The sequence below is a fragment of the Pseudomonas sp. KH_021 genome (genome assembly GCF_057838865.1).
Window position 1 is genome coordinate 6,194,003 of sequence record NZ_CM174477.1, and the last position, 18,646, is coordinate 6,212,648.

An 18,646-nucleotide genomic window follows, 5' to 3' on the forward strand; every position below is an offset into this window, starting at 1 on the left:
AGTTAAACGATTTTTCACAAGAGTTTGCCGCCCAGATGACACGCCCTATTCCTTGCGACATTTTGGTCTTCGGCGGCACGGGTGACCTGGCCTTGCACAAACTGCTGCCAGCGCTTTATCACCTTTATCACGAAGGCCGCTTGCACCCTGCCGTGCGCATCATTGCACTGGCTCGCAGCCCCATGGCGCGCATGACCTATCTAACGCTGGCCGAGCGTCATTGCCGCGCACAGCTGGCACAAAGTGATTTCGATGCCGATATATGGGGGCGCTTCAGCGCGCGCCTGGACTATTTCCCCATGGATGCAGGCCAAAGTGCCGACTTCGGTCGTCTGGCGCGCTACTTGGGCGAGCCGGGCGGGCTGACTCGAATCTACTACCTGGCCACGGCCCCGACACTGTTTGCATCGATTGCCGCGCACATGAAGGTGGCCGGGCTTGCCGACAGTGAAGCGCGCATCGTGCTGGAAAAGCCCATCGGCCACTCGCTGGAATCGGCCAAGGCGATCAATGAAGCCATTGGCGCCGTCTTCGAAGAGTCCCAGGTGTTTCGTATCGACCACTATTTGGGCAAGGAAACCGTACAAAACCTGATGGCTCTGCGCTTCGCCAACGCCCTGTTCGAACCCATTTGGCGCACCGGTTACGTGGATCATGTGCAGATCAGCGTCTGCGAAACCCTGGGTGTTGAAAACCGGGGTGGTTACTACGATGGCGCTGGCGCCATGCGGGACATGGTGCAAAACCATCTGCTGCAGCTGCTGTGCTTGGTGGCGATGGAGGCCCCTGCCCATTTCGATGCCGAAGGGGTGCGCGACGAGAAAGTGAAGATCCTCAAGGCCCTCAAACCCATTAGCGGGCAAGACGTACAAGACAAGACCGTGCGCGGCCAGTATGGCCCCGGGAAAATTGGCGGCCAGGAAGTGCCTGCCTATTACTTCGAAAAGCAGGTTGATAACGACAGCGATACGGAAACCTTCGTCGCCATTCAGGCTGAGATTGCCAACTGGCGCTGGGCGGGCGTGCCTATCTATTTGCGCACCGGCAAGCGGTTGGCGAAAAAATCGTCGCAAATCGTGATCCAGTTCAAGCAGGTGCCGCACTTGCTGTTTGAGGGCGGCCAAACCAATCAACTGTTGATTCAGCTGCAGCCCGACGAACGTATCAGTCTGCGCGTGATGACCAAGACACCCGGCAAAGGGATGCATCTGGCCCCGGTGGAGCTGGACTTGAACCTGGCCCAGGCGTTCAGCCAGACGCGCCGCTGGGAGGCCTATGAGCGGTTGCTGCTGGATGTGGTCGAAGGCGACTCGACCCTGTTCATGCGCCGCGATGAAGTAGAAGCCGCCTGGGCTTGGGTCGATCCGATCCTCAACGGCTGGCAGGAACATTTCCAGGCGCCCCGCCCCTACCCGGCTGGCTCCCATGGGCCTGAACAAGCTCATGCGCTGCTGGAACATCAGGGTCGGCATTGGCACTTGTGATTGGATGCCAGGGGCACCGTTCATGAATTGCGTTTGCCCCTGGCGCCTGCGCGCCCCTAAAATGGCAGGATGCGCGATGACCTCTCCCTTCTGCTGAACTCCCTTAACGACGCTCAACGGCAAGCCGTTGCAGCGTCTGTCGGCCGCCAACTGGTTCTAGCCGGTGCCGGCTCGGGCAAGACCCGAGTCCTGGTCCACCGTATTGCCTGGTTAATCCAGGTCGAACAGGCCTCCCCACACTCGATCCTGTCGGTGACTTTCACCAACAAGGCCGCGGCTGAAATGCGCCAGCGGATCGAACAACTGATGGGCCTGAACCCGGCTGGCATGTGGGTCGGTACCTTCCACGGCCTGGCGCACCGCTTGCTGCGGGCGCACTGGCAAGAGGCAGGGCTTAACCAGAACTTCCAGATCCTCGATAGCGATGACCAACAACGCCTGGTCAAGCGGGTTATCCGCGAACTGGGCCTGGATGAGCAACGCTGGCCAGCGCGCCAGGCCCAGTGGTTCATTAACGGCCAGAAAGACGAAGGCCTGCGCCCCCAGCATATTCAGCCGAGCGGCGACCTGTTCCTGGCCACCATGCGCTCGATCTATGAAGCCTACGAGGCAGCCTGCCAGCGTGCCGGGGTCATCGATTTCTCCGAACTGCTGCTGCGTGCGCTGGACTTGTGGCGCGATCATCCGGGCCTGCTCGAGCATTACCAGCGCCGTTTCCGCCATGTGCTGGTGGACGAGTTCCAAGACACCAACGCCGTACAGTACGCCTGGCTACGCTTGCTGGCCAAGGGTGGCGAGAGCCTGATGGTCGTGGGTGACGACGATCAGTCAATCTACGGCTGGCGCGGTGCCAAAATCGAAAACATCCATCAGTACACCGCCGACTTCCCCGACGCCGAGATGATCCGCCTGGAGCAGAACTATCGCTCCACCGCCGGTATCCTCAAGGCTGCCAATGCCCTGATCGTCAACAACAGCGGCCGCCTGGGCAAAGAGCTATGGACCGAAGGTGGCGACGGCGAGCCGTTGAGCTTGTATGCCGCCTTCAACGAACACGACGAAGCCCGCTACGTGGTCGAAACCATCGAAAGCGCGCTGAAAACCGGTCTGGCTCGCAGCGACATTGCCATTCTGTACCGCTCCAACGCCCAATCCCGGGTGCTTGAAGAAGCCTTGCTGCGCGAGCGCATCCCCTATCGTATCTATGGTGGCCAACGCTTCTTCGAACGAGCGGAAATCAAGAACGCCATGGCTTACCTGCGCCTGCTTGAAGGCCGTGGTAATGATGCCGCGCTGGAGCGCGTGATCAATGTGCCGCCACGCGGCATCGGCGAGAAAACCGTCGAGGCTATCCGAGAGCATGCACGCCACGCCGAAGTCTCGATGTGGGAATCCATGCGTCTGTTGATCGCCAACAAGGGCCTGACCGGGCGCGCGGGCAATGCCCTGGGCGCCTTTATCGAACTGATGGAAAACCTGGCAGCCAAGGTGCTCCAGATGCCTTTGCACCTGATGGCCCAGACTGTCATCGAGCAAACCGGCCTGATTACTTATCACCAGGAAGAAAAAGGTGAAAAGGGCCAGGCACGGGTAGAAAACCTTGAGGAATTGGTCAGCGCAGCGCGCAACTTCGAAAACCCTGAAGAAGACGCCGAGCTTTCGCCTCTCTCAGCCTTCCTCGGCCACGCTTCGCTGGAAGCGGGAGACACTCAGGCCGACGAGCATGAAGACAGCGTGCAGTTAATGACCTTGCACAGTGCCAAGGGCCTCGAATTTCCTTACGTCTTTCTGGTGGGTATGGAAGAAGGCCTGTTCCCGCACAAGATGAGCCTGGAAGAGCCCGGCCGCCTTGAAGAGGAACGCCGCCTGGCCTATGTCGGCATCACTCGGGCCATGCAGCAGTTGATCATGACGTATGCCGAAACGCGTCGCCTGTATGGCAGCGAAACCTACAACAAGGTGTCGCGTTTCGTACGGGAAATCCCCGCCGGCCTGATTCAGGAAGTGCGCTTGTCCAACAGTGTCAGCCGCCCGTACGGGTCAGGCCAGAAGCAAAACTCGACCAGCATTTTCGCCAACGCGAGCATTCCACAAACCGCGTTCAGCCTGGGTGACCGGGTTCAGCACTCTGTGTTTGGCGAAGGCGTAATCCTCAACTTCGAGGGCGCGGGGGCGCAGGCGCGCGTGCAGGTCAATTTCTCCGAAGGGAGCAAATGGTTGATGCTCGGTTACGCGAAGCTGGAAGCCATCTGACAAGCGCCATCACTCAGAAACCTTCATGGGTTTTGGGGACAGACTTCAGCCTGATCACGGTGGGCGTGGTGCTACTGGCTTGGCGGCGCTGATCCCCCGGTCGGTGTTTTACTTGACAGTCGGGCAACAGGCTTACAGTGTTCAAGGACAAGGACTACACCCAGGCCAGAACAATTCCGACCCATCAAGCAAAAGCTCGAAACACTATGGCGCTGGTCATGCTCCCTAGAGCTGTGCAACATGACGCGCGTGCAATCCACAAACGGGAATTCCCTACTATGCAACGATTTCTAAGCATCGCCCTGGCGTTGTGCATCGGCTTGACGCTGAGCATCGACGCCAACGCCGCCAAGCGTTTTGGTGGCGGCAAGAGCATGGGCTCGGCGCCGACCCATCAAACCCGCCAGGCAGCTCCAACCGCTCCAGCAGCAGCACCTAACGCCGCTGCTCGTCCACCCGCTGCTGCAAGCGGTGCTTCGCGCTGGCTCGGCCCTCTGGCCGGTATCGCCGCCGGTGGCCTGTTGGCTTCCATGTTCATGGGCGACGGCTTCGACGGGATGCAAATTTTCGACATCCTGATCATGGCGGTCATCGCCTTCCTGATCTTCCGCTTCATTGCCGCCCGCCGCCGCAAGCAGCAGCAGCCACAAATGGCCGCCGCTGGCCACGCGCCGTTCCAGCGCGAAGCGTTTGAACCTCAACAGCCTGCCCAACCGTCGGTATTCGGTGGCGCTTCCACAGCACCCGCTGCGCGCCCAGTGATCAACGCCCCGGCCTGGTTCAACGAGCAGAGCTTCCTGGCTGCAGCCCGTAACCACTTCCAGTCGCTGCAACAGCACTGGGATGCCAACGAGATGGACAAGATCTCCGAGTTCGTCACTCCGCAAATGCTGCAGTTCCTCAAACAGGAGCGCGCTGATCTGGGCGACAGCTTCCAGTCCACCTACATCGACGACCTGCAAGTGCAGTTGGAAGGCGTCGACGATCGCGCCGACAAGACCATCGCAACGCTGACCTTCACCGGCGTGTCGAAGTCTTCTCGCTTTGACCAGGGCGAAGTGTTCAGCGAAAGCTGGAACATGGAACGTCCTCAAGGTGAGAACCAGCCTTGGCTGGTCGCGGGTATCCGCCAAAACGGCTGATGCTTGGCATTGCACAAAAAAACCCCGGCTTCGTGCCGGGGTTTTGCATTTTTAGCATTGCACTATTATCCAGCTAAGGTATAAACCGCACCGCGCAAACAGGTCAGAGGAAGCTGCCGTGGAAGAAATCATCGAACAACTCCGTGAAGCCAATGAACCGGTTCCGGTCCCCTTGGAGTTGCCAGACGAAGATCTGCTCGTTGAGATCGAAGAACAGTTGTTCATCGACATTCCATTCGTCTTCAGGGAATTCCTGCTGACCGTTAGCGATGTGGTGTATGGCAGCCTGGAGCCGGTCACCGTGACCGACCCGCAGTCGCACACCTATTTGCCGGAGGTGGCGGCCAATGCCTGGGATGCTGGCGTGGATCGCAGCCTGATCCCGATTTGCCAGGATGGCGACGACTACTACTGCGTCGAAGAAGACGGCACTGTGGTGTTGTGGTCGGCCGAAGAAGAGCTAGTGCAGGAAGAGACTTGGGAATCGGTCTGGCACTGGGCTCGGGATGTCTGGCTGGAAAGCTGATCTTGCTTTAATGCCCGCTGGAGTCCTGATGGTTGTCGAGGGTTTCCAGCAAAGCGACCTGCATGCGTGTGTGCACTCGGATAAACCAGCGCCACAACACGGCAGCTGTCGCAGCGGCCACCAGGAACACCAGCAGCAATAGCTCGTTGGTCGGCAGGATGCTGGCCGACAACGCAGTCAGCAGTACAAAGATCACCACCAGCGACAATAGGGGGATCACCTCAGCGATCACTCGGCGAACTCGCTGTGTGTGACGACCCGCCATTTCTGGTTTCACTCCCATCTCAGCCAGCATCATCGACAGAGCCTTGAGCTTGCGGTAAGCGGCGATCAGGAATGGCAGCGACAACAATAAGGCGGCGCCCCAGATAATTGCTTTCTGCCAGCTCGGGTCGCTGAGCCAGTCAGCCAGATACAGACCAATGGGCTCGGAAAAATAACCGCCGCTAAAGAAGATGCCGACAACTAAGGCCAGGTTCACGCCCACCTGCAGCAAAATTCGCCGGATGATCCTTGCCAGCATGGCCCCCTGCCCCTGTGGCTGAATGCTGCGCAACCATTCGCCATACATTCCAAAAACTCGCGCCATGCGCGTCGGCACCACCCTCGCCAGTTTTCCAGACAGTGGATCAGCGCCGCGAATCAGGTAAGGCGTGAGCAAGGTCGTGATCGCCGAAACGGCAACAGCAACCGGGTAGAGAAAGTCGCTGGTGACCTGCAGTGTCATACCCAGCGCTGCGATAATGAAAGAAAACTCTCCTATCTGGGAAAGCCCCATCCCCACCCGCAATGAAGTACGCCCATCGTTACCGGCTATGAATGCCCCCATCCCGCACGAGAACATCTTGCCCAGCACCACGGCGACAGTGATCACCACGATCGGCCAGGCATAAGCCAGCAAAATCGAAGGGTCGATCATCAAGCCGATGGCGACGAAGAAAATGGCGCTAAACATGTCGCGAATAGGCTCGACCAAGCGCTCAATTTTCAATAGCTGGCGGGACTCAGCCATGATCGCACCGATCAGGAAAGCGCCCAGCACCATGCTGTATTCAAGCTTGACCACCAACAGGCAGAAACCGAAGCAAAGCCCCAAGACCGTTACCAGCAGCATCTCGTTGCTTTCAAACTTTGCCACATAGGCCAACAATCTCGGCACCAGCAAAATACCGATCACCAGCGCCACAATCATGAACAGCGATAGCTTGCCGACGGTGGAGAACACTTCCCCGGAGCTGACCGTTCCGCTGACGGCGATACCGGACAGCAAGGCGATAATGCCGATACCGAGAATGTCTTCAACGATGAGCACGCCGAAAATCAGCTGAGCAAAACGCTCGTTTTTCATCTTCAGATCGTTGAGCGCCTTGACGATGATGGTGGTCGAGGAAATAGCCAGGATCGCACCCAGAAACAGTGAGTCCATGGTGCTCCATTCGAACCAGCGGCCAATCTCATAGCCAATCCAGATCATCAGGACGATTTCCAGGAAGGCGGCGATGAACGCCGTGGCGCCGACCTTGAAAAGCTTGCGCAGGCTGAACTCAAGGCCCAGGCAGAACATCAGGAAAATCACCCCCAGCTCAGCAAGGGTCTTGATGGTTTCTTCATCGTGAATCAGGCCAAAGGGCGGTGTGTGCGGGCCGATAATAAAGCCGGCGACGATATAGCCGAGCACTACCGGCTGCTTCAGTCGATGAAAAAGGATCGTCACGACGCCGGCTATCAGCATGATTACGGCCAAATCCTGAATAAAGCTGATGGCATGCATGCTGTGACACTCCTTTTTCAGACCAACGAACCGCCTGTGGAAATGTTTGTGTTACGAGTTTTTTCAGGTTAACACTGGCATTTGTGACAAATCGGTCGTGCAATATGTAGAAACAGATAGGCCGACCAGCCGTAGGAAATGGCGCGATCCTCGTGACGGCAACAGGACAGCCAACGTCCCGAATAGATGGGAATCGTTAAGGGGCAAGAAGCATGCGTAGATCTGCCGCCCCATCATCACCGTAACCTAACCGTGAGCACACTATGGAACCCGGAAACGCCCAGCTGTCGATGACCGTCCTGATGACCCCGGACATGGCAAACTTTTCAGGCAATGTGCACGGCGGGACCTTGCTCAAATACCTCGACGAAGTGGCCTATGCGTGTGCCGCCCGCTATGCAGGCAGCTACGTAGTGACCCTGTCGGTGGATCAGGTGATTTTTCGCGAGCCGGTACATGTGGGCGAGTTGGTGACTTTTCTGGCATCGGTCAACTACACCGGCAACACGTCCATGGAAGTCGGCATCAAGGTGGTCACGGAAAACATCCGTGAACGCTCTGTTCGCCACAGCAACAGCTGCTTCTTCACCATGGTCGCCGTGGACGATGATCGCAAACCGGTCAGCGTCCCGGCACTTCAACCGGTCACCAGTGAAGAAAAGCGCCGCTTCCTACAGGGGAAACAGCGCCGACAGATTCGCCAGGAGCTGGAAAAACGCTATCAGGAACTCAAGACCGACGCGGTGTAAGCCGGTAGACGCATCGCTGCAAAGCGTACGCGCGGATGAGCGATACGATCCTGGGCTCGCACCAGCTGCAATTCATAGCTGGCGCAGGCCTGGGTTTCGAGCAGCACTTCATGTACGGCCGCTGCAGCAAATTCGAAAGCGGCCACCAGGTCATCACCCAACAGCAGGCGAGCCAGGAACAAACCTGAAGTCAGGTCACCTACCCCCACCGGTTGGCGTGGAAACGCCAACAATGGGCGCTGCAAATGCCAGCTGCCGTCAGCGGTCACCAAGAGCATCTCGAAATGCTCGGGCGATTTGCCGGGGTACATCAAATGCTTGACCAGCACCGCTCGAGGGCCGCGCTTGAGCAGCTCACGGGCCATTTTCACGCAATCTTCCAGCGAGTTCGCGCTGTGGTGCAAAAAGGTATTGAGCTCCAATTGATTGGGGCACAGCAGGTCAGCCGCCCCTACCGCTTCATGAAGCAAGAACTCGCTGACCTCCGGGGTCACGATGCAGCCTTTCTCGGGGTGCCCCATGACCGGGTCGCACAGGTACAGTGCATTGGGGTTTACCGCCTTGATTCGCGCCACCCCCTCCAAAATGGCTCGGCCCTGGGCTGCGCTGCCCAGATACCCTGACAACACCGCATCACAATTGCCTAACTCGCCAATCGCCTCAATGCCTTCGACAAGCGCAGGAATTTGCAACGGCGCCAGCGCTTCTCCAGCCCACTGGCCATACTGAGTGTGATTGGAGAACTGCACGGTGTTGAGTGGCCAGACTTCCACCCCGACACGCTGCATGGGAAACACCGCCGCGCTGTTGCCAGCGTGACCGAAGACCACGTGAGACTGAATAGCTAACAGGTGCGGTGTACGTTTCATGCAAGGATCCCGGTACGACGGATGAAAATTCGAAGCGCGCAGTATGGCTCCAATTGTGGTCTGTACGACAGACCGCAGACGCAGTTAAGCTGAACACACTTAGTCGGAGTGATCGTAATGTTTACCCTCGGAAATCTTTTCGTGTTGATGCTTTTAGGCACCGCGTGCGCCTGGCTCTGGCATAACCACGGGTTGCGGGAAAGAGCTCTTGAGAGGGTAAAGCAGCACTGCGCCAAGCTCGACATAGAACTGCTCGACGGCAATGTAGCATTCAAGCGCTTCGCTTTTGCTCGAGATGCTCAGGGCCGCCGCCGCTTTGCACGAGTGTACACCTTTGAATTTACAGTCACCGGCGAGCAACGCCACCCCGGCATGATCACCCAGTTTGGCGCCCACACTGCCCAAATAGAACTGGCGCCCTACCCCTTCGAAATCAAACCGGCACCTCCCAGTGCTGAAGTCATAGAGATGAAACAATGGCGCCAGGAGCACAATCGCTGGCGGCGTTGAACATCGAGGCGTCTAGGGCAAGGGTTGCAGGCAAGCCCTGAAGCCAGCTTCCAATGCCACAGCGTCCTGTGGATAAGTAAAAATCAGCTCCAGACGAGAGTCTTTTCGCCATTCGCTAGGCAGCCATTGCAACGATTGACGATCCAGCGAATTGGCCGAAATCCATCCCCGAGAGCTGTGGATAACCATTTTCGCCCGACACCAGGTCAGCGACTGGAGCCAGTGTTGAATTTTCTCCGGGTCGAACTGCTGACTGGGGTGCCAACGCCAGCCAATGCTCCAATTATCGCCCTGTTGGTAACTCTGAATCACAGGTGTTCCTGGGGACATCCACACTGCATTCAGCGGCAAGGGCCCTGTGGGTAAATTAATTTCCTCAGAGGATAAGTCTTTATCCACAGTAGATTTTGGTAGTGTGGAAAACTCGATTTGACCCTGATCGACCCAAACACTTTTGATGTTCGGTAGTTGCGAAGTTATCCACAATCGCTTTTCCTCGCCAACTTCTCCCGACTTATTCAAGACCAGCATGCCCATCTCACCTATCGCTTGCTGCTGTGCCTCGGGTAAAAGTTGTCCACAGCCCAGTGCTTGGGCATCAAGCACCATTACCGCCGGCTGTATGGCCAAAACCCCTTTCCAGGGTGCCTGGCGCAATTGTGCGAGCAATTGCTGTGGATGCCCCAACCCTGAAGGTTCGATAAATAAGCGCTGCGGTCGGGCCTTGCGCAACAAGCGGCCCAGGCCAACCTGAAAGGGCGCTCCATTGACACAACACAGACATCCTCCCGCCACCTCGCCGAGTGCGATACCCTCTTGATCGGTGGTGAGCAAGGCTTCATCCAGGCCGATCTGACCGAATTCATTAATCAGCACAGCCCACCTTTCGCCCGCTGGTCGTTGAGCCATCAGCTGGCGGATGACAGTGGTTTTACCGGCTCCCAAGGGCCCGGTGATGACATGAGTGGGAATATCTTGAAGCATGCTGGACGGCTTATGAGAGTGAAATTGCGATTATTAGAGCCTTGGCTGCTGATGCTTGCCAGCACCCAACTCCATGCTCAAGCCTGCGTGGTGCACAGCTCGGGCGAGCGTCTGGAAGTCAAAGTCTGCCAACAGAATCGCACCATACCGCAAAAACTCTTCCACGACGGTTTCTGCCAACCTGAGCTGGCAGGGCAGAAGGTCAGCGTAACCTATACCGATCAATGCCCTGCCGGTGCCTTCGGTATATGCAGCGATGCCCATGTGGACAATATGCCCTACCGCCAGGATATCCACTATTACGGCGTCGCCACCGATGCGCGGTACCTGAAGCCGTTCTGTGAAAAGAACAGCAAGGGATTGTGGATAACCCGGTGACTCAGGCTAGCCAGTCCAGGGTGAGCATCAAGCGCCGCTCACCCTGTGCAAGCGCCGGAGAACGGTGCACCAGCCCTGCGCCTTCGTTGCCCGGCCACTTTTCTCCCTTGAGCAAGGCCACATCCCCTGCGTTCATCTGCCGCACTTGGGTGCCCTCCTGCCATTCGCTGGCCCGGCCACTGTAGGTGGTGATCAACCGCAACGGCACATGGTCTACATGAAAGCGCGGACACATTGCACTGTCCAAGACCCTGAGCCGCAAGCCTATACGCCGTGCGTCGAGCAAACACGCGTAAGCGCTGACAAGCCACCTGATGTCCGCCATGAAGCCCTCGTAGCCCTGCAAGTCGGCATAGCCCTTTGCAAGTCCGCTTAGGTTGGGCTCGTCTTCGTCTGTGGATAATTCTATGACCAGGGATTCTGCGAGTGGCTCGTTCAGCGACAACAGAGCGGCGCAGAAAGTATCCACAGGGTAAGGAAGGCGTCGATGCCAGACAGCCAGATTCACGTCATCTTCCAGCACCTGAGTGAAGACCAATGGCGCTTCGCCAAACACTTGCCGGACGTTCATCAGGCGACCTCATCTTCGTGCCAGCTACCAAATGGATCGCTCATTAACGCCCAGGTGTCAGGGCCTTGAGACATTTCATTGTCGTTCAGCAGACAAGCATCAAGCTCACGCTCAAGACGGCTGAAATCAATATGCTGGCCGATAAAAACCAGTTCCTGACGGCAATCTCCGCACTCTGGCGTCCAGTTTTTCATGATCGCCGCCCGGCTTTCAGCGTCTTGTGGCCAATGCTGTTGTGGTACAAAACGCCACCAGCGTCCGGCAAAACCATTTCGCATCATGCCGCCAGCCTGTGACCAGCTTCCTGCTTCCTGATACTTGCTGGCCAACCAGAAGAAACCCTTGGAGCGCAGCAGCTTACCGTTGCTCCTGGGGGAGCTGAGAAATTTGAAAAACCGTTGTGGGTGAAACGGCCTGCGCGCCAGCCAAGCGAATGAGGCGATGCCATATTCCTGCGACTCTGAACTGTGTTCACCTCGCAGTACCTGCAACCAGCCCGGCGCTTGAGCGGCACGTTCGAAATCAAACAGGTTGGTATTGAGGATTCGTGCCAGAGGCACCTGGCCCATCACCATGGGGATAATCTGGGCATGAGTATTAAGGCGCTGCAGAATGGCGACCAACTCCGCCCGCTCATGGCTGCTGATCAGGTCAATTTTGCTCACGAGAATAACGTCGGCAAACTCCACTTGCTCGATCAGCAGGTCAGTAATGGAGCGCTCGTCCTCCTCTCCCAATGTTTCCCCACGATGGGCGAGCTCTTCGGCTGCATGGAAATCGTGCAGGAAATTCAGGCCATCCACCACGGTCACCATGGTGTCCAGCCTTGCCCTGTCGGCGAGGCTTCGACCTTGTTCATCACGGAAGGTGAACGTCTCAGCCACCGGCAGCGGCTCGGAGATTCCAGTGGACTCGATCAACAGATAGTCGAAGCGTCCTTCGTCGGCCAACCGGCCGACCTCCTCAAGCAAGTCTTCGCGCAGGGTGCAGCAAATGCAGCCGTTGCTCATCTCGACCAGTTTTTCTTCGGCATGGTTAAGGCTGACAGTACGCTGCACTTCGCTGGCATCGATATTGATTTCGCTCATGTCATTCACGATAACGGCCACCCGCAGGTTTTCGCGGTTGCGTAAGACATGATTCAGTAATGTGCTTTTTCCGGCACCCAGGAATCCAGAAAGAACAGTAACGGGCAGGCGGTTGGACATAGTCGTTTTCTCATCGGCTCAGGTTGGCGACCGGCATGGCGTGGCACGGCTTCGTTCAAGACAAGCAATGTTATAGTATAACTATAACGTTTAGCCAATAGCCTTTTTGCCTGGAGATGCTCATCGATGAATGCCATGAACTTGCCTGATATTGCAGCGCAAATTTCTAATCAACCGCTAGCTCTGGAATGGGTCGGCATGCAGGACATCGCTGTACCGCTAATATTTCATGGTCAGCTTGCTCAAGGGCGAGCCAAGGCTGGCGTCAGCTTGGATGATGGATCAGCTCGAGGCATTCATATGTCTCGCCTGTATTTGGGGCTTGGAGTGCTTGAACAACAAGCACTGACGCCTGATTTACTGCACGGACTTCTGCTTGGATTTCTTGAAAGCCATCACGGCCTCTCGGACTGCGCCTACGTGCAGCTCAGCTTCGAAGTCATGGTTAAAAGGCCTGCATTGGTCAGCCAAATGTCGGGCTGGAAGACCTACCCAGTTGTAGTGACAGCGGAGATGAAAAACGGAATGTTCCACGTGGAACTAAACGTTGAAGTAACCTATTCCTCAACTTGCCCATGCTCTGCAGCGTTGTCACGCCAACTCATTCAGCAACAGTTTCGCCAGGACTTCAGCCAACGCCCGCTAAAGATGGATTCCATCCTGGACTGGCTAGGTTCACCCAGTGGCATCGTTGCAACACCCCATAGCCAACGCAGTTACGCCAATCTTTGCATAAGCTTGAAGGAAGAGATCTCTGAATTTCCTCTTTTGCTGCTGATAGCCAGCGCTGAGCAGGCTCTGGCAACTCCCGTACAAACCGCGGTCAAGCGCGCAGACGAACAAGCATTCGCCTTAGCTAATGGGCAAAACCTAATGTTCTGCGAGGATGCTGCCCGGCGCTTACACCAAGCGATGCGAAGGATGTCGCAGGTGAGTGGCTTTAAGCTCGAAGTAGTACACGCCGAAAGTTTGCATGCACACGACGCCGTCGCCCGAAGTCAGTGGAACTGGCGGAATAAATAGCGGGAGAGTGATCTTGCTGGTCAGCGCTTCCGAATTTTTCGAGGAGGTTCGCGCACCAACGTCGATCTGGTGCGCGGTTACAAAATTCTGCGAAACGCGTTTTGATACCGGTCAGCTGCGTGGCTTAACCGTCCCGCAGTTCTGCCCCAACCATACGGCCCGAGTTTGCATACTGCCTTGCTGCTGAACACCGGTGGCATTGAAGGTGCCATTGACCTTGGTGTGAAACTCGCGATCACTGAGGAACGTCGCTTCGCCGACGCCCTGAGCTTTAGGGCAGCTAAAGCGGAACTTCCAGACATTGCCCGTGCGCTCGGTAATCTGCTGCGTACATCCCGATTGCGGGTCCTGCAGGGGAATATTGTCGCTTTTCACTTGCTCGGGCGTGAGACAGCTACGCACCCCCTTGCCCGCCAAGGTGACCCCTTGTTTGGCCAACACCTGTTCCATCATTGCGCGCTGCTCAGGCATCAAGACCTGCATCTGGCCTAGAATCACATTCATGTCCGGTAAGGCCTTGCCGTCAACTTGCATGTTGCTTGTCGTCAGCTCCCACAACCCTGGTTGCAGCATCTGCGCCTGCGCAAGGGGGGCAGCCAGGACGAACACCAGCAGCGGTAGACGAAATTTCATTCGATGACTCCCAAGTACACCAGCACAGTGCTGGATGATGAGATTAGACGCTAAATTCCCAATTCTGTTGCACGCAAAGAAAATCGAGACAAGCCCTCTCGAACGTGGTCTGTTAGAGGCTAAGGAATCAGGAGCAGAAGCGCTTATGGACTTCAATAGCCTGTACTTTCTGGGTTACCTCATCGGATTCATTCAGCTGCTGGGAATCATCGCAGCCATCCATGCCGTGTTTACCGTTCGTACCGCTCAAGGCGCCATCGCTTGGGCTCTGTCCTTGTTCTTCATCCCATTTCTCACACTCATCCCTTACCTGATATTTGGCCGCAGCAGCTTTGATGCGTATATCAAGGCACGACGTGAAGCGAACCAGGAGATGCATGTGGCTATCGCCGATTTGAACTGGCGGCCCTGGGTGCAGGAAGCGTTGATAGCGAAAAAATCCGATTCGTACGCCTCATTGAGGGCAATGCCAAAGTTGGGGCGAATGCCCTGTCTTGCCAATAACCAAGTGCGTTTGCTGGTGAATGGACAGGCAACCTTCGATGCGATTTTTGCAGCGATCAAACAGGCCCGTCGGATCATCCTGGTGCAGTTCTTTATCATCCACGATGACAAAATCGGACGAGCCCTACAGGCGCTACTGCTGGAGAAGGCGGCTCAAGGTGTCGACATCTATGTGCTGTACGACAAGGTGGGAAGCCATGCCTTGCCCAACCATTACGGCGAAACACTGCGCGCGGCAGGTATCCAGGTACGCGCTTTTGCGACGCATCGGGGTGGTTTCAATCGCTTTCAGGTCAATTTCCGTAACCATCGAAAGATCGTGGTGGTCGATGGCATGAAGGGTTTTATCGGCGGGCATAACGTGGGGGATGAGTACTTGGGAGCGAACCCACGCCTCTCGCCTTGGCGTGATACTCATGTGGAAATCGACGGCCCGGTCATAGCCTGCCTGCAGGAATCGTTTGCAGAGGATTGGTTCTGGGCTTCTCGGCAGCTGCCACCTCTGGTCCTGCCCGACCGTTATGCCGAGGAAGGTATGCTCTGCCAAGTGCTTGCCAGTGGCCCGGCAGACCCTCAAGAAACCTGTTCTCTTTTTTTTGTGGAAGCCATTCACGCTGCGGCCACTCGAGTCTGGATTACCAGCCCGTACTTTATTCCCGATGAAGCCGTATTTGCCGCCCTGCGACTGGCCGTATTGCGCGGTGTGGACGTGCGCATCCTGATCCCCTCCCGCCCTGACCACAGAATCGTCTATGCCGCTTCCAGTTTGTTTGCTTTTGAGGCCGTTCGCGCAGGGGTGCGCATGTTCCGCTACCTGCCCGGTTTCCTGCATCAAAAGGTGGTGCTGATCGATAATGAAATTTCAGCCATTGGCAGCGCCAACATGGACAACCGCTCTTTTCGGCTGAACTTCGAAATCATGCTACTGACAGTCGACACAGGCTTCACCCTGGAGGTTGAAGCCATGCTCAGCGAAGATTTTTCCCATGCTCGAGAGATTACGGCCGAAGATTCTCGGGACACCCATCGTCTGCAGAAATTAGGGATGCGAGTGGCACGGTTGATTTCACCCATCCTTTAACAGTGCTTCGCGGGCATTGCACCCGCGAAGCGCTACAGGATCAGCGATACAAATCCTCACGCGTCCATGGCAAGTCGTGACGACCATCAGCCTTGGGCTTCACTGCCAGAATCTGATGCAAGTTGATCCAGCCTTTGCTGAACGCATAGGCGCAACCAGCCAGATACAATCGCCAGATCCGCAAAGCCTGATCGGGCACCAACTGCCCCGCTTCATCCAGACGGCTTTCCAGTCGATTGCTCCAGAGCTCAAGCGTACGGGCATAGTGCAGGCGCAGGCTTTCCACATCAACAACTTCCAATCCGGCCTCGCTGATCGACGCAGCGATCATCGACAAGTGTGGCAATTCACCGTGAGGAAATACGTAGCGCCCGATAAACTCGCCCGCCCCCCTTCCGACCGGGCGGCCGTCCACGTGTTTGGCGGTGATCCCGTGGTTCATGACCAGCCCGCCCTCACGCACGGCAGCGAATAGATAGCGGCAGTAGGCATCCAGATTCGCATGGCCCACGTGCTCGAACATGCCAACACTCACCACCTTGTCGAAGCGTCCGTCCTGAGGCAGGTCCCGGTAGTCCAACAACTGAAGCTCGACCCGATCATCAAGCCCCTCGGCGGTGACACGTTCTTGCGCCAACAGCAATTGCTCGCGGCTCAACGTAATGCCAAAAACCTTAACGCCGTATTCCCGGGCAGCGTAGCGAGACAAGCCTCCCCAGCCACATCCGACATCCAGTAGATACTCCCCTGCCTTGAGCCGGAGTTTGCGGCACAAGTGCTCGAACTTGGCATGCTGAGCCTGCTCCAGCGTTTCATTACCGGTTTTGAAGTAGGCACAGGAATACGCCATGTCCTGATCCAGCCAGAGCTGGTAGAACTCATTCGAGAGGTCATAGTGGTAGGAAATCGCTGCGGCATCGGTGTCCTTGTCGTGAGCTGTGCGCTCAGGAAGGTAATCCTCATCCCCGCTCACCAACGCCTGGCTCAGCTCATCACAGACCTTGATGACTTCGCTGATCTCGCCTTCAAGCTCGAGCTTACCCTCAACGAATGCGGTGCCCAGGAGGGCCAGGTTGGGGCGGGTGATTTGAGAGACCAATTGCGGATCTTTCACCACGATCGTGACACTGGGCGCAGGCCCGAGGTCCAACTCATGGCCATCCCATAACCGCAGGCGTAACGGTATCCGAAGGTTTTGAAAGACTGTGGGTATCTGAGCAAGCATGAACAAAACCCCTTTTTCCAGACGTCTAAGAAAAAGAGTAGTCCACCACTAAAAAGTTTCAGTTATTTGCAAGCTTAGACCTAAACCGATCAAGGTTTCCTCTCGAGCAATCCGTCCTGGACCCATAACTTGAGAAAAGTAGCCGCCTGAAGCGCTGCACCCTCCCCCAAGCTTTCGCTGAGTTGGGCGCAGAGGTCCGTAAAGTTCGCACCCTCCTTCAAAAGACAAGTCAGGGCGCCGGCTTCCATTGAAGACAGAGAGCGATAGCGGGAGCGCAGATCGTTGCGCCATACCAGACAGACCTCATCGATGACCAGCGCCTTACTGATCGGCAATGCCTGGGTCGGGTCACGAGCCGCTTGCCAGGCGTGGACAGTGTTATATCGACAGGTGAGCCATTGCACGCTTGGCACCACACCGAACTGCATTGTTGGCCATTGCTCGGCGGGCAACTGCGCCAAAGTAGGCAGGGTCAGTGGCTCCCCGTCTGGTGAATCAAAGGCTAGGGTAAATGCCCATTCCAACCGTATAAGCTCAGTCAATGCCTCACTGCCCTCCCCCAACCACGCTTGGGCAAATCCCTCGAATCGCTCCCCCAGCCAGCGCAAGCTGAAATGTCGAGAGGGACAGGCAACGAGGTAAGCCTGTGCCAGTTCTTCAAAACGCTCTGGCCCCAACATCCGGCAGCAAGCGGGGTAATCGGTTCGTAGGACCTCCAGCAACCGAGCACGGTAAGCGTTGTGATAAATCATTAGTCCCGTATCAGCCGCCAATGTCGGCCCCCCTACTAGTGTCGACAACAAGGGGTTGGCCAGCGACGGATCATCGCTCAACAAGTAGTGCTCGAACGCCTGTTGCCAGTCAGTCAGGCGCATGAGCGTGCTCTCCAGATTTGAGCTCGCGCCGCAATGGCCCTCGCCTGAGTCAACTCATCGAGCAAATCACTCAGCGGTGGGTAATGGTCGTCTCGCTCAAGCAGCGTGGAGATAGGCCCCAGGTGTTTGAGTGTGCGTAAATAAAGCGACCAGACGGGATCGCTCACCGGCTGATCGTGGGTGTCGATTAGGTAGTCGCCATAGTCGCTGTGACCGGCCAGGTGCAACTGCCGAATGCTGTCAGCAGGCAACGCTGTAATAAACGTCCAGGGGTCGAAACCATGATTACGACTGCTGACGTAGACATTGTTTATATCCAGCAAAAGCTCACAACCACTGCGTTTCGCCAGAGCAGCAAGAAATTCCCACTCAGTGAAATCGCCGCCGGCACATCGAACGTAACTCGAAACGTTTTCCAGTACTAAAGGACGCTGCAACGCATCCTGGACCTGGATGATCCGAGAAGCGACATGATCAAGGCTTTCTTCAGTAAACGGCAGGGGTAAAAGATCGTGCAGTTGATGAGCGCTACCTCGGCTCCAGCACAAATGGTCTGCCACCCATTGGGGACGAATGCGATCTGATAACCCCTTTAGCCTGGCCAGGTAGTCTCGATCCAAAGGCTGTGGTCCACCAATCGAGAGCGATACGCCATGCATCACCAGCGGGTAGCGTTCAGCGAAAGCATCCAGGTAATACAGTGCTTTTCCACCCTCGACCATATAGTTCTCGGAGAGCACCTCAAACCAGTCGACTGCTGGGGGGTTGTCGAGCATTTCCTCGTAGTAGCAACTGCGCAGGCCCAAGCCGAAACCAAGGTTCGCTGAGTTCGGTTGCATGGCTCTCTCCAGAGAACACTG

18 protein-coding genes and 1 pseudogene are annotated in these 18,646 nt (G+C 56.6%); 10 read left to right on the forward strand and 9 right to left on the reverse strand.

All coding sequences use genetic code 11. The features are described 5' to 3' along the window. Window positions 1-35: 35 nt before the first annotated feature. The 4 genes from zwf (at window position 36) to AC3IX4_RS28575 (ending at window position 5,405) form a co-directional block, all read left to right on the forward strand. Window positions 36-1,484, forward strand: coding sequence for a glucose-6-phosphate dehydrogenase (gene zwf, locus AC3IX4_RS28560; protein ID WP_489258632.1), 1,449 nt, complete (start codon window positions 36-38; stop codon window positions 1,482-1,484). A 69-nt stretch (window positions 1,485-1,553) separates the two neighbouring features. Then, entirely contained in the window at window positions 1,554-3,737 is a 2,184-nt protein-coding gene (uvrD, locus tag AC3IX4_RS28565; RefSeq protein ID WP_489258633.1) for a DNA helicase II, read from the forward strand. Between the two features lie 278 nt (window positions 3,738-4,015). Next, entirely contained in the window at window positions 4,016-4,879 is an 864-nt protein-coding gene (locus tag AC3IX4_RS28570) for a Tim44 domain-containing protein (protein ID WP_489258634.1), read from the forward strand. A gap of 118 nt (window positions 4,880-4,997) precedes the next feature. Beyond that, a complete protein-coding gene (locus tag AC3IX4_RS28575) occupies window positions 4,998-5,405 on the forward strand; it encodes an SMI1/KNR4 family protein (protein ID WP_489258635.1) in 408 nt (135 codons plus the stop codon). Window positions 5,406-5,412: 7 nt separating this feature from the next. Here AC3IX4_RS28575 and AC3IX4_RS28580 read toward each other — a convergent pair whose 3' ends face one another. Beyond that, window positions 5,413-7,176, reverse strand: coding sequence for a cation:proton antiporter (locus AC3IX4_RS28580; protein WP_489258636.1), 1,764 nt, complete (start codon window positions 7,174-7,176; stop codon window positions 5,413-5,415). A 263-nt stretch (window positions 7,177-7,439) separates the two neighbouring features. On the opposite strand from AC3IX4_RS28580, the gene AC3IX4_RS28585 reads away from it, so the two are divergent. Continuing rightward, window positions 7,440-7,925, forward strand: a complete 486-nt coding sequence (locus AC3IX4_RS28585) for an acyl-CoA thioesterase (RefSeq protein WP_489258637.1) — start codon at window positions 7,440-7,442, stop codon at window positions 7,923-7,925. Here AC3IX4_RS28585 and pdxY read toward each other — a convergent pair. Beyond that, a complete protein-coding gene (gene pdxY, locus AC3IX4_RS28590; protein WP_489258638.1) occupies window positions 7,898-8,794 on the reverse strand; it encodes a pyridoxal kinase PdxY in 897 nt (298 codons plus the stop codon). The genes AC3IX4_RS28585 and pdxY overlap by 28 nt on opposite strands. 117 nt (window positions 8,795-8,911) lie before the next feature. Here pdxY and AC3IX4_RS28595 point away from each other — a divergent pair, with 117 nt between their 5' ends. Then, window positions 8,912-9,304 carry a DUF3301 domain-containing protein gene (locus AC3IX4_RS28595; RefSeq protein WP_489258639.1) on the forward strand — a complete coding sequence of 131 codons (393 nt, stop codon included), beginning with the start codon at window positions 8,912-8,914 and terminating at the stop codon, window positions 9,302-9,304. Between the two features lie 12 nt (window positions 9,305-9,316). On the opposite strand, the gene AC3IX4_RS28600 is transcribed toward AC3IX4_RS28595, so the two are convergent. Then, window positions 9,317-10,288 carry a CobW family GTP-binding protein gene (locus tag AC3IX4_RS28600; RefSeq protein WP_489258640.1) on the reverse strand — a complete coding sequence of 324 codons (972 nt, stop codon included), beginning with the start codon at window positions 10,286-10,288 and terminating at the stop codon, window positions 9,317-9,319. 12 nt (window positions 10,289-10,300) lie between these two features. Between AC3IX4_RS28600 and AC3IX4_RS28605 the strand changes: the two genes are divergently transcribed. After that, window positions 10,301-10,666, forward strand: a complete 366-nt coding sequence (locus tag AC3IX4_RS28605) for an NADH:ubiquinone oxidoreductase (protein WP_489258641.1) — start codon at window positions 10,301-10,303, stop codon at window positions 10,664-10,666. A gap of 1 nt (window position 10,667) precedes the next feature. Here AC3IX4_RS28605 and AC3IX4_RS28610 read toward each other — a convergent pair whose 3' ends face one another. Both AC3IX4_RS28610 and zigA read right to left on the reverse strand, forming a co-directional pair. Then, window positions 10,668-11,237, reverse strand: coding sequence for a DUF1826 domain-containing protein (locus AC3IX4_RS28610; RefSeq protein WP_489258642.1), 570 nt, complete (start codon window positions 11,235-11,237; stop codon window positions 10,668-10,670). Then, on the reverse strand, window positions 11,237-12,445 hold the full coding sequence (zigA, locus tag AC3IX4_RS28615; protein WP_489258643.1) for a zinc metallochaperone GTPase ZigA: 1,209 nt from the start codon (window positions 12,443-12,445) through the stop codon (window positions 11,237-11,239). Before zigA ends, AC3IX4_RS28610 begins: the two co-directional genes overlap by 1 nt. A 126-nt stretch (window positions 12,446-12,571) precedes the next feature. On the opposite strand from zigA, the gene folE2 reads away from it, so the two are divergent. After that, complete coding sequence (gene folE2, locus AC3IX4_RS28620; protein ID WP_489258644.1) at window positions 12,572-13,468, forward strand: GTP cyclohydrolase FolE2; 897 nt, start codon at window positions 12,572-12,574, stop codon at window positions 13,466-13,468. A gap of 19 nt (window positions 13,469-13,487) precedes the next feature. Next, window positions 13,488-13,573, forward strand: a pseudogene (locus AC3IX4_RS28625) (carbonate dehydratase); the annotation flags it as partial. A gap of 6 nt (window positions 13,574-13,579) precedes the next feature. Here AC3IX4_RS28625 and AC3IX4_RS28630 read toward each other — a convergent pair. After that, a complete protein-coding gene (locus AC3IX4_RS28630) occupies window positions 13,580-14,101 on the reverse strand; it encodes a DUF3617 domain-containing protein (protein ID WP_489258645.1) in 522 nt (173 codons plus the stop codon). Between the two features lie 145 nt (window positions 14,102-14,246). On the opposite strand from AC3IX4_RS28630, the gene cls reads away from it, so the two are divergent. After that, entirely contained in the window at window positions 14,247-15,686 is a 1,440-nt protein-coding gene (cls, locus tag AC3IX4_RS28635) for a cardiolipin synthase (protein WP_489261388.1), read from the forward strand. A 40-nt stretch (window positions 15,687-15,726) separates the two neighbouring features. Here the strand turns inward: cls and cfaB are convergent, their stop codons facing one another. The 3 genes from cfaB to bufB form a co-directional block, all read right to left on the reverse strand. Further along, window positions 15,727-16,911, reverse strand: coding sequence for a C17 cyclopropane fatty acid synthase CfaB (gene cfaB / locus AC3IX4_RS28640; RefSeq protein WP_489258646.1), 1,185 nt, complete (start codon window positions 16,909-16,911; stop codon window positions 15,727-15,729). An 89-nt stretch (window positions 16,912-17,000) separates the two neighbouring features. Next, window positions 17,001-17,786 carry an HvfC/BufC N-terminal domain-containing protein gene (locus AC3IX4_RS28645; protein ID WP_489258647.1) on the reverse strand — a complete coding sequence of 262 codons (786 nt, stop codon included), beginning with the start codon at window positions 17,784-17,786 and terminating at the stop codon, window positions 17,001-17,003. Then, the gene (bufB, locus tag AC3IX4_RS28650; protein ID WP_489258648.1) at window positions 17,777-18,625 is read right to left on the reverse strand and encodes an MNIO family bufferin maturase; all 849 of its coding nucleotides are present in this window, start codon (window positions 18,623-18,625) and stop codon (window positions 17,777-17,779) included. Before bufB ends, AC3IX4_RS28645 begins: the two co-directional genes overlap by 10 nt. Between the last annotated feature and the right edge of the window lie 21 nt (window positions 18,626-18,646).

Bases quoted from the DNA above. Each gene is read 5' to 3' on its own strand.
- zwf (WP_489258632.1), top strand. From the start codon at position 36: ATGACACGCCCTATTCCTTGCGACATTTTGGTCTTCGGCGGCACGGGT.
- uvrD (WP_489258633.1), top strand. From the start codon at position 1,554: ATGCGCGATGACCTCTCCCTTCTGCTGAACTCCCTTAACGACGCTCAA.
- AC3IX4_RS28570 (WP_489258634.1), top strand. From the start codon at position 4,016: ATGCAACGATTTCTAAGCATCGCCCTGGCGTTGTGCATCGGCTTGACG.
- AC3IX4_RS28580 (WP_489258636.1), bottom strand. From the start codon at position 7,176: ATGCATGCCATCAGCTTTATTCAGGATTTGGCCGTAATCATGCTGATA.
- AC3IX4_RS28585 (WP_489258637.1), top strand. From the start codon at position 7,440: ATGGAACCCGGAAACGCCCAGCTGTCGATGACCGTCCTGATGACCCCG.
- pdxY (WP_489258638.1), bottom strand. From the start codon at position 8,794: ATGAAACGTACACCGCACCTGTTAGCTATTCAGTCTCACGTGGTCTTC.
- AC3IX4_RS28595 (WP_489258639.1), top strand. From the start codon at position 8,912: ATGTTTACCCTCGGAAATCTTTTCGTGTTGATGCTTTTAGGCACCGCG.
- AC3IX4_RS28600 (WP_489258640.1), bottom strand. From the start codon at position 10,288: ATGCTTCAAGATATTCCCACTCATGTCATCACCGGGCCCTTGGGAGCC.
- AC3IX4_RS28605 (WP_489258641.1), top strand. From the start codon at position 10,301: ATGAGAGTGAAATTGCGATTATTAGAGCCTTGGCTGCTGATGCTTGCC.
- AC3IX4_RS28610 (WP_489258642.1), bottom strand. From the start codon at position 11,237: ATGAACGTCCGGCAAGTGTTTGGCGAAGCGCCATTGGTCTTCACTCAG.
- zigA (WP_489258643.1), bottom strand. From the start codon at position 12,445: ATGTCCAACCGCCTGCCCGTTACTGTTCTTTCTGGATTCCTGGGTGCC.
- folE2 (WP_489258644.1), top strand. From the start codon at position 12,572: ATGAATGCCATGAACTTGCCTGATATTGCAGCGCAAATTTCTAATCAA.
- AC3IX4_RS28630 (WP_489258645.1), bottom strand. From the start codon at position 14,101: ATGAAATTTCGTCTACCGCTGCTGGTGTTCGTCCTGGCTGCCCCCCTT.
- cls (WP_489261388.1), top strand. From the start codon at position 14,247: ATGGACTTCAATAGCCTGTACTTTCTGGGTTACCTCATCGGATTCATT.
- cfaB (WP_489258646.1), bottom strand. From the start codon at position 16,911: ATGCTTGCTCAGATACCCACAGTCTTTCAAAACCTTCGGATACCGTTA.
- AC3IX4_RS28645 (WP_489258647.1), bottom strand. From the start codon at position 17,786: ATGCGCCTGACTGACTGGCAACAGGCGTTCGAGCACTACTTGTTGAGC.
- bufB (WP_489258648.1), bottom strand. From the start codon at position 18,625: ATGCAACCGAACTCAGCGAACCTTGGTTTCGGCTTGGGCCTGCGCAGT.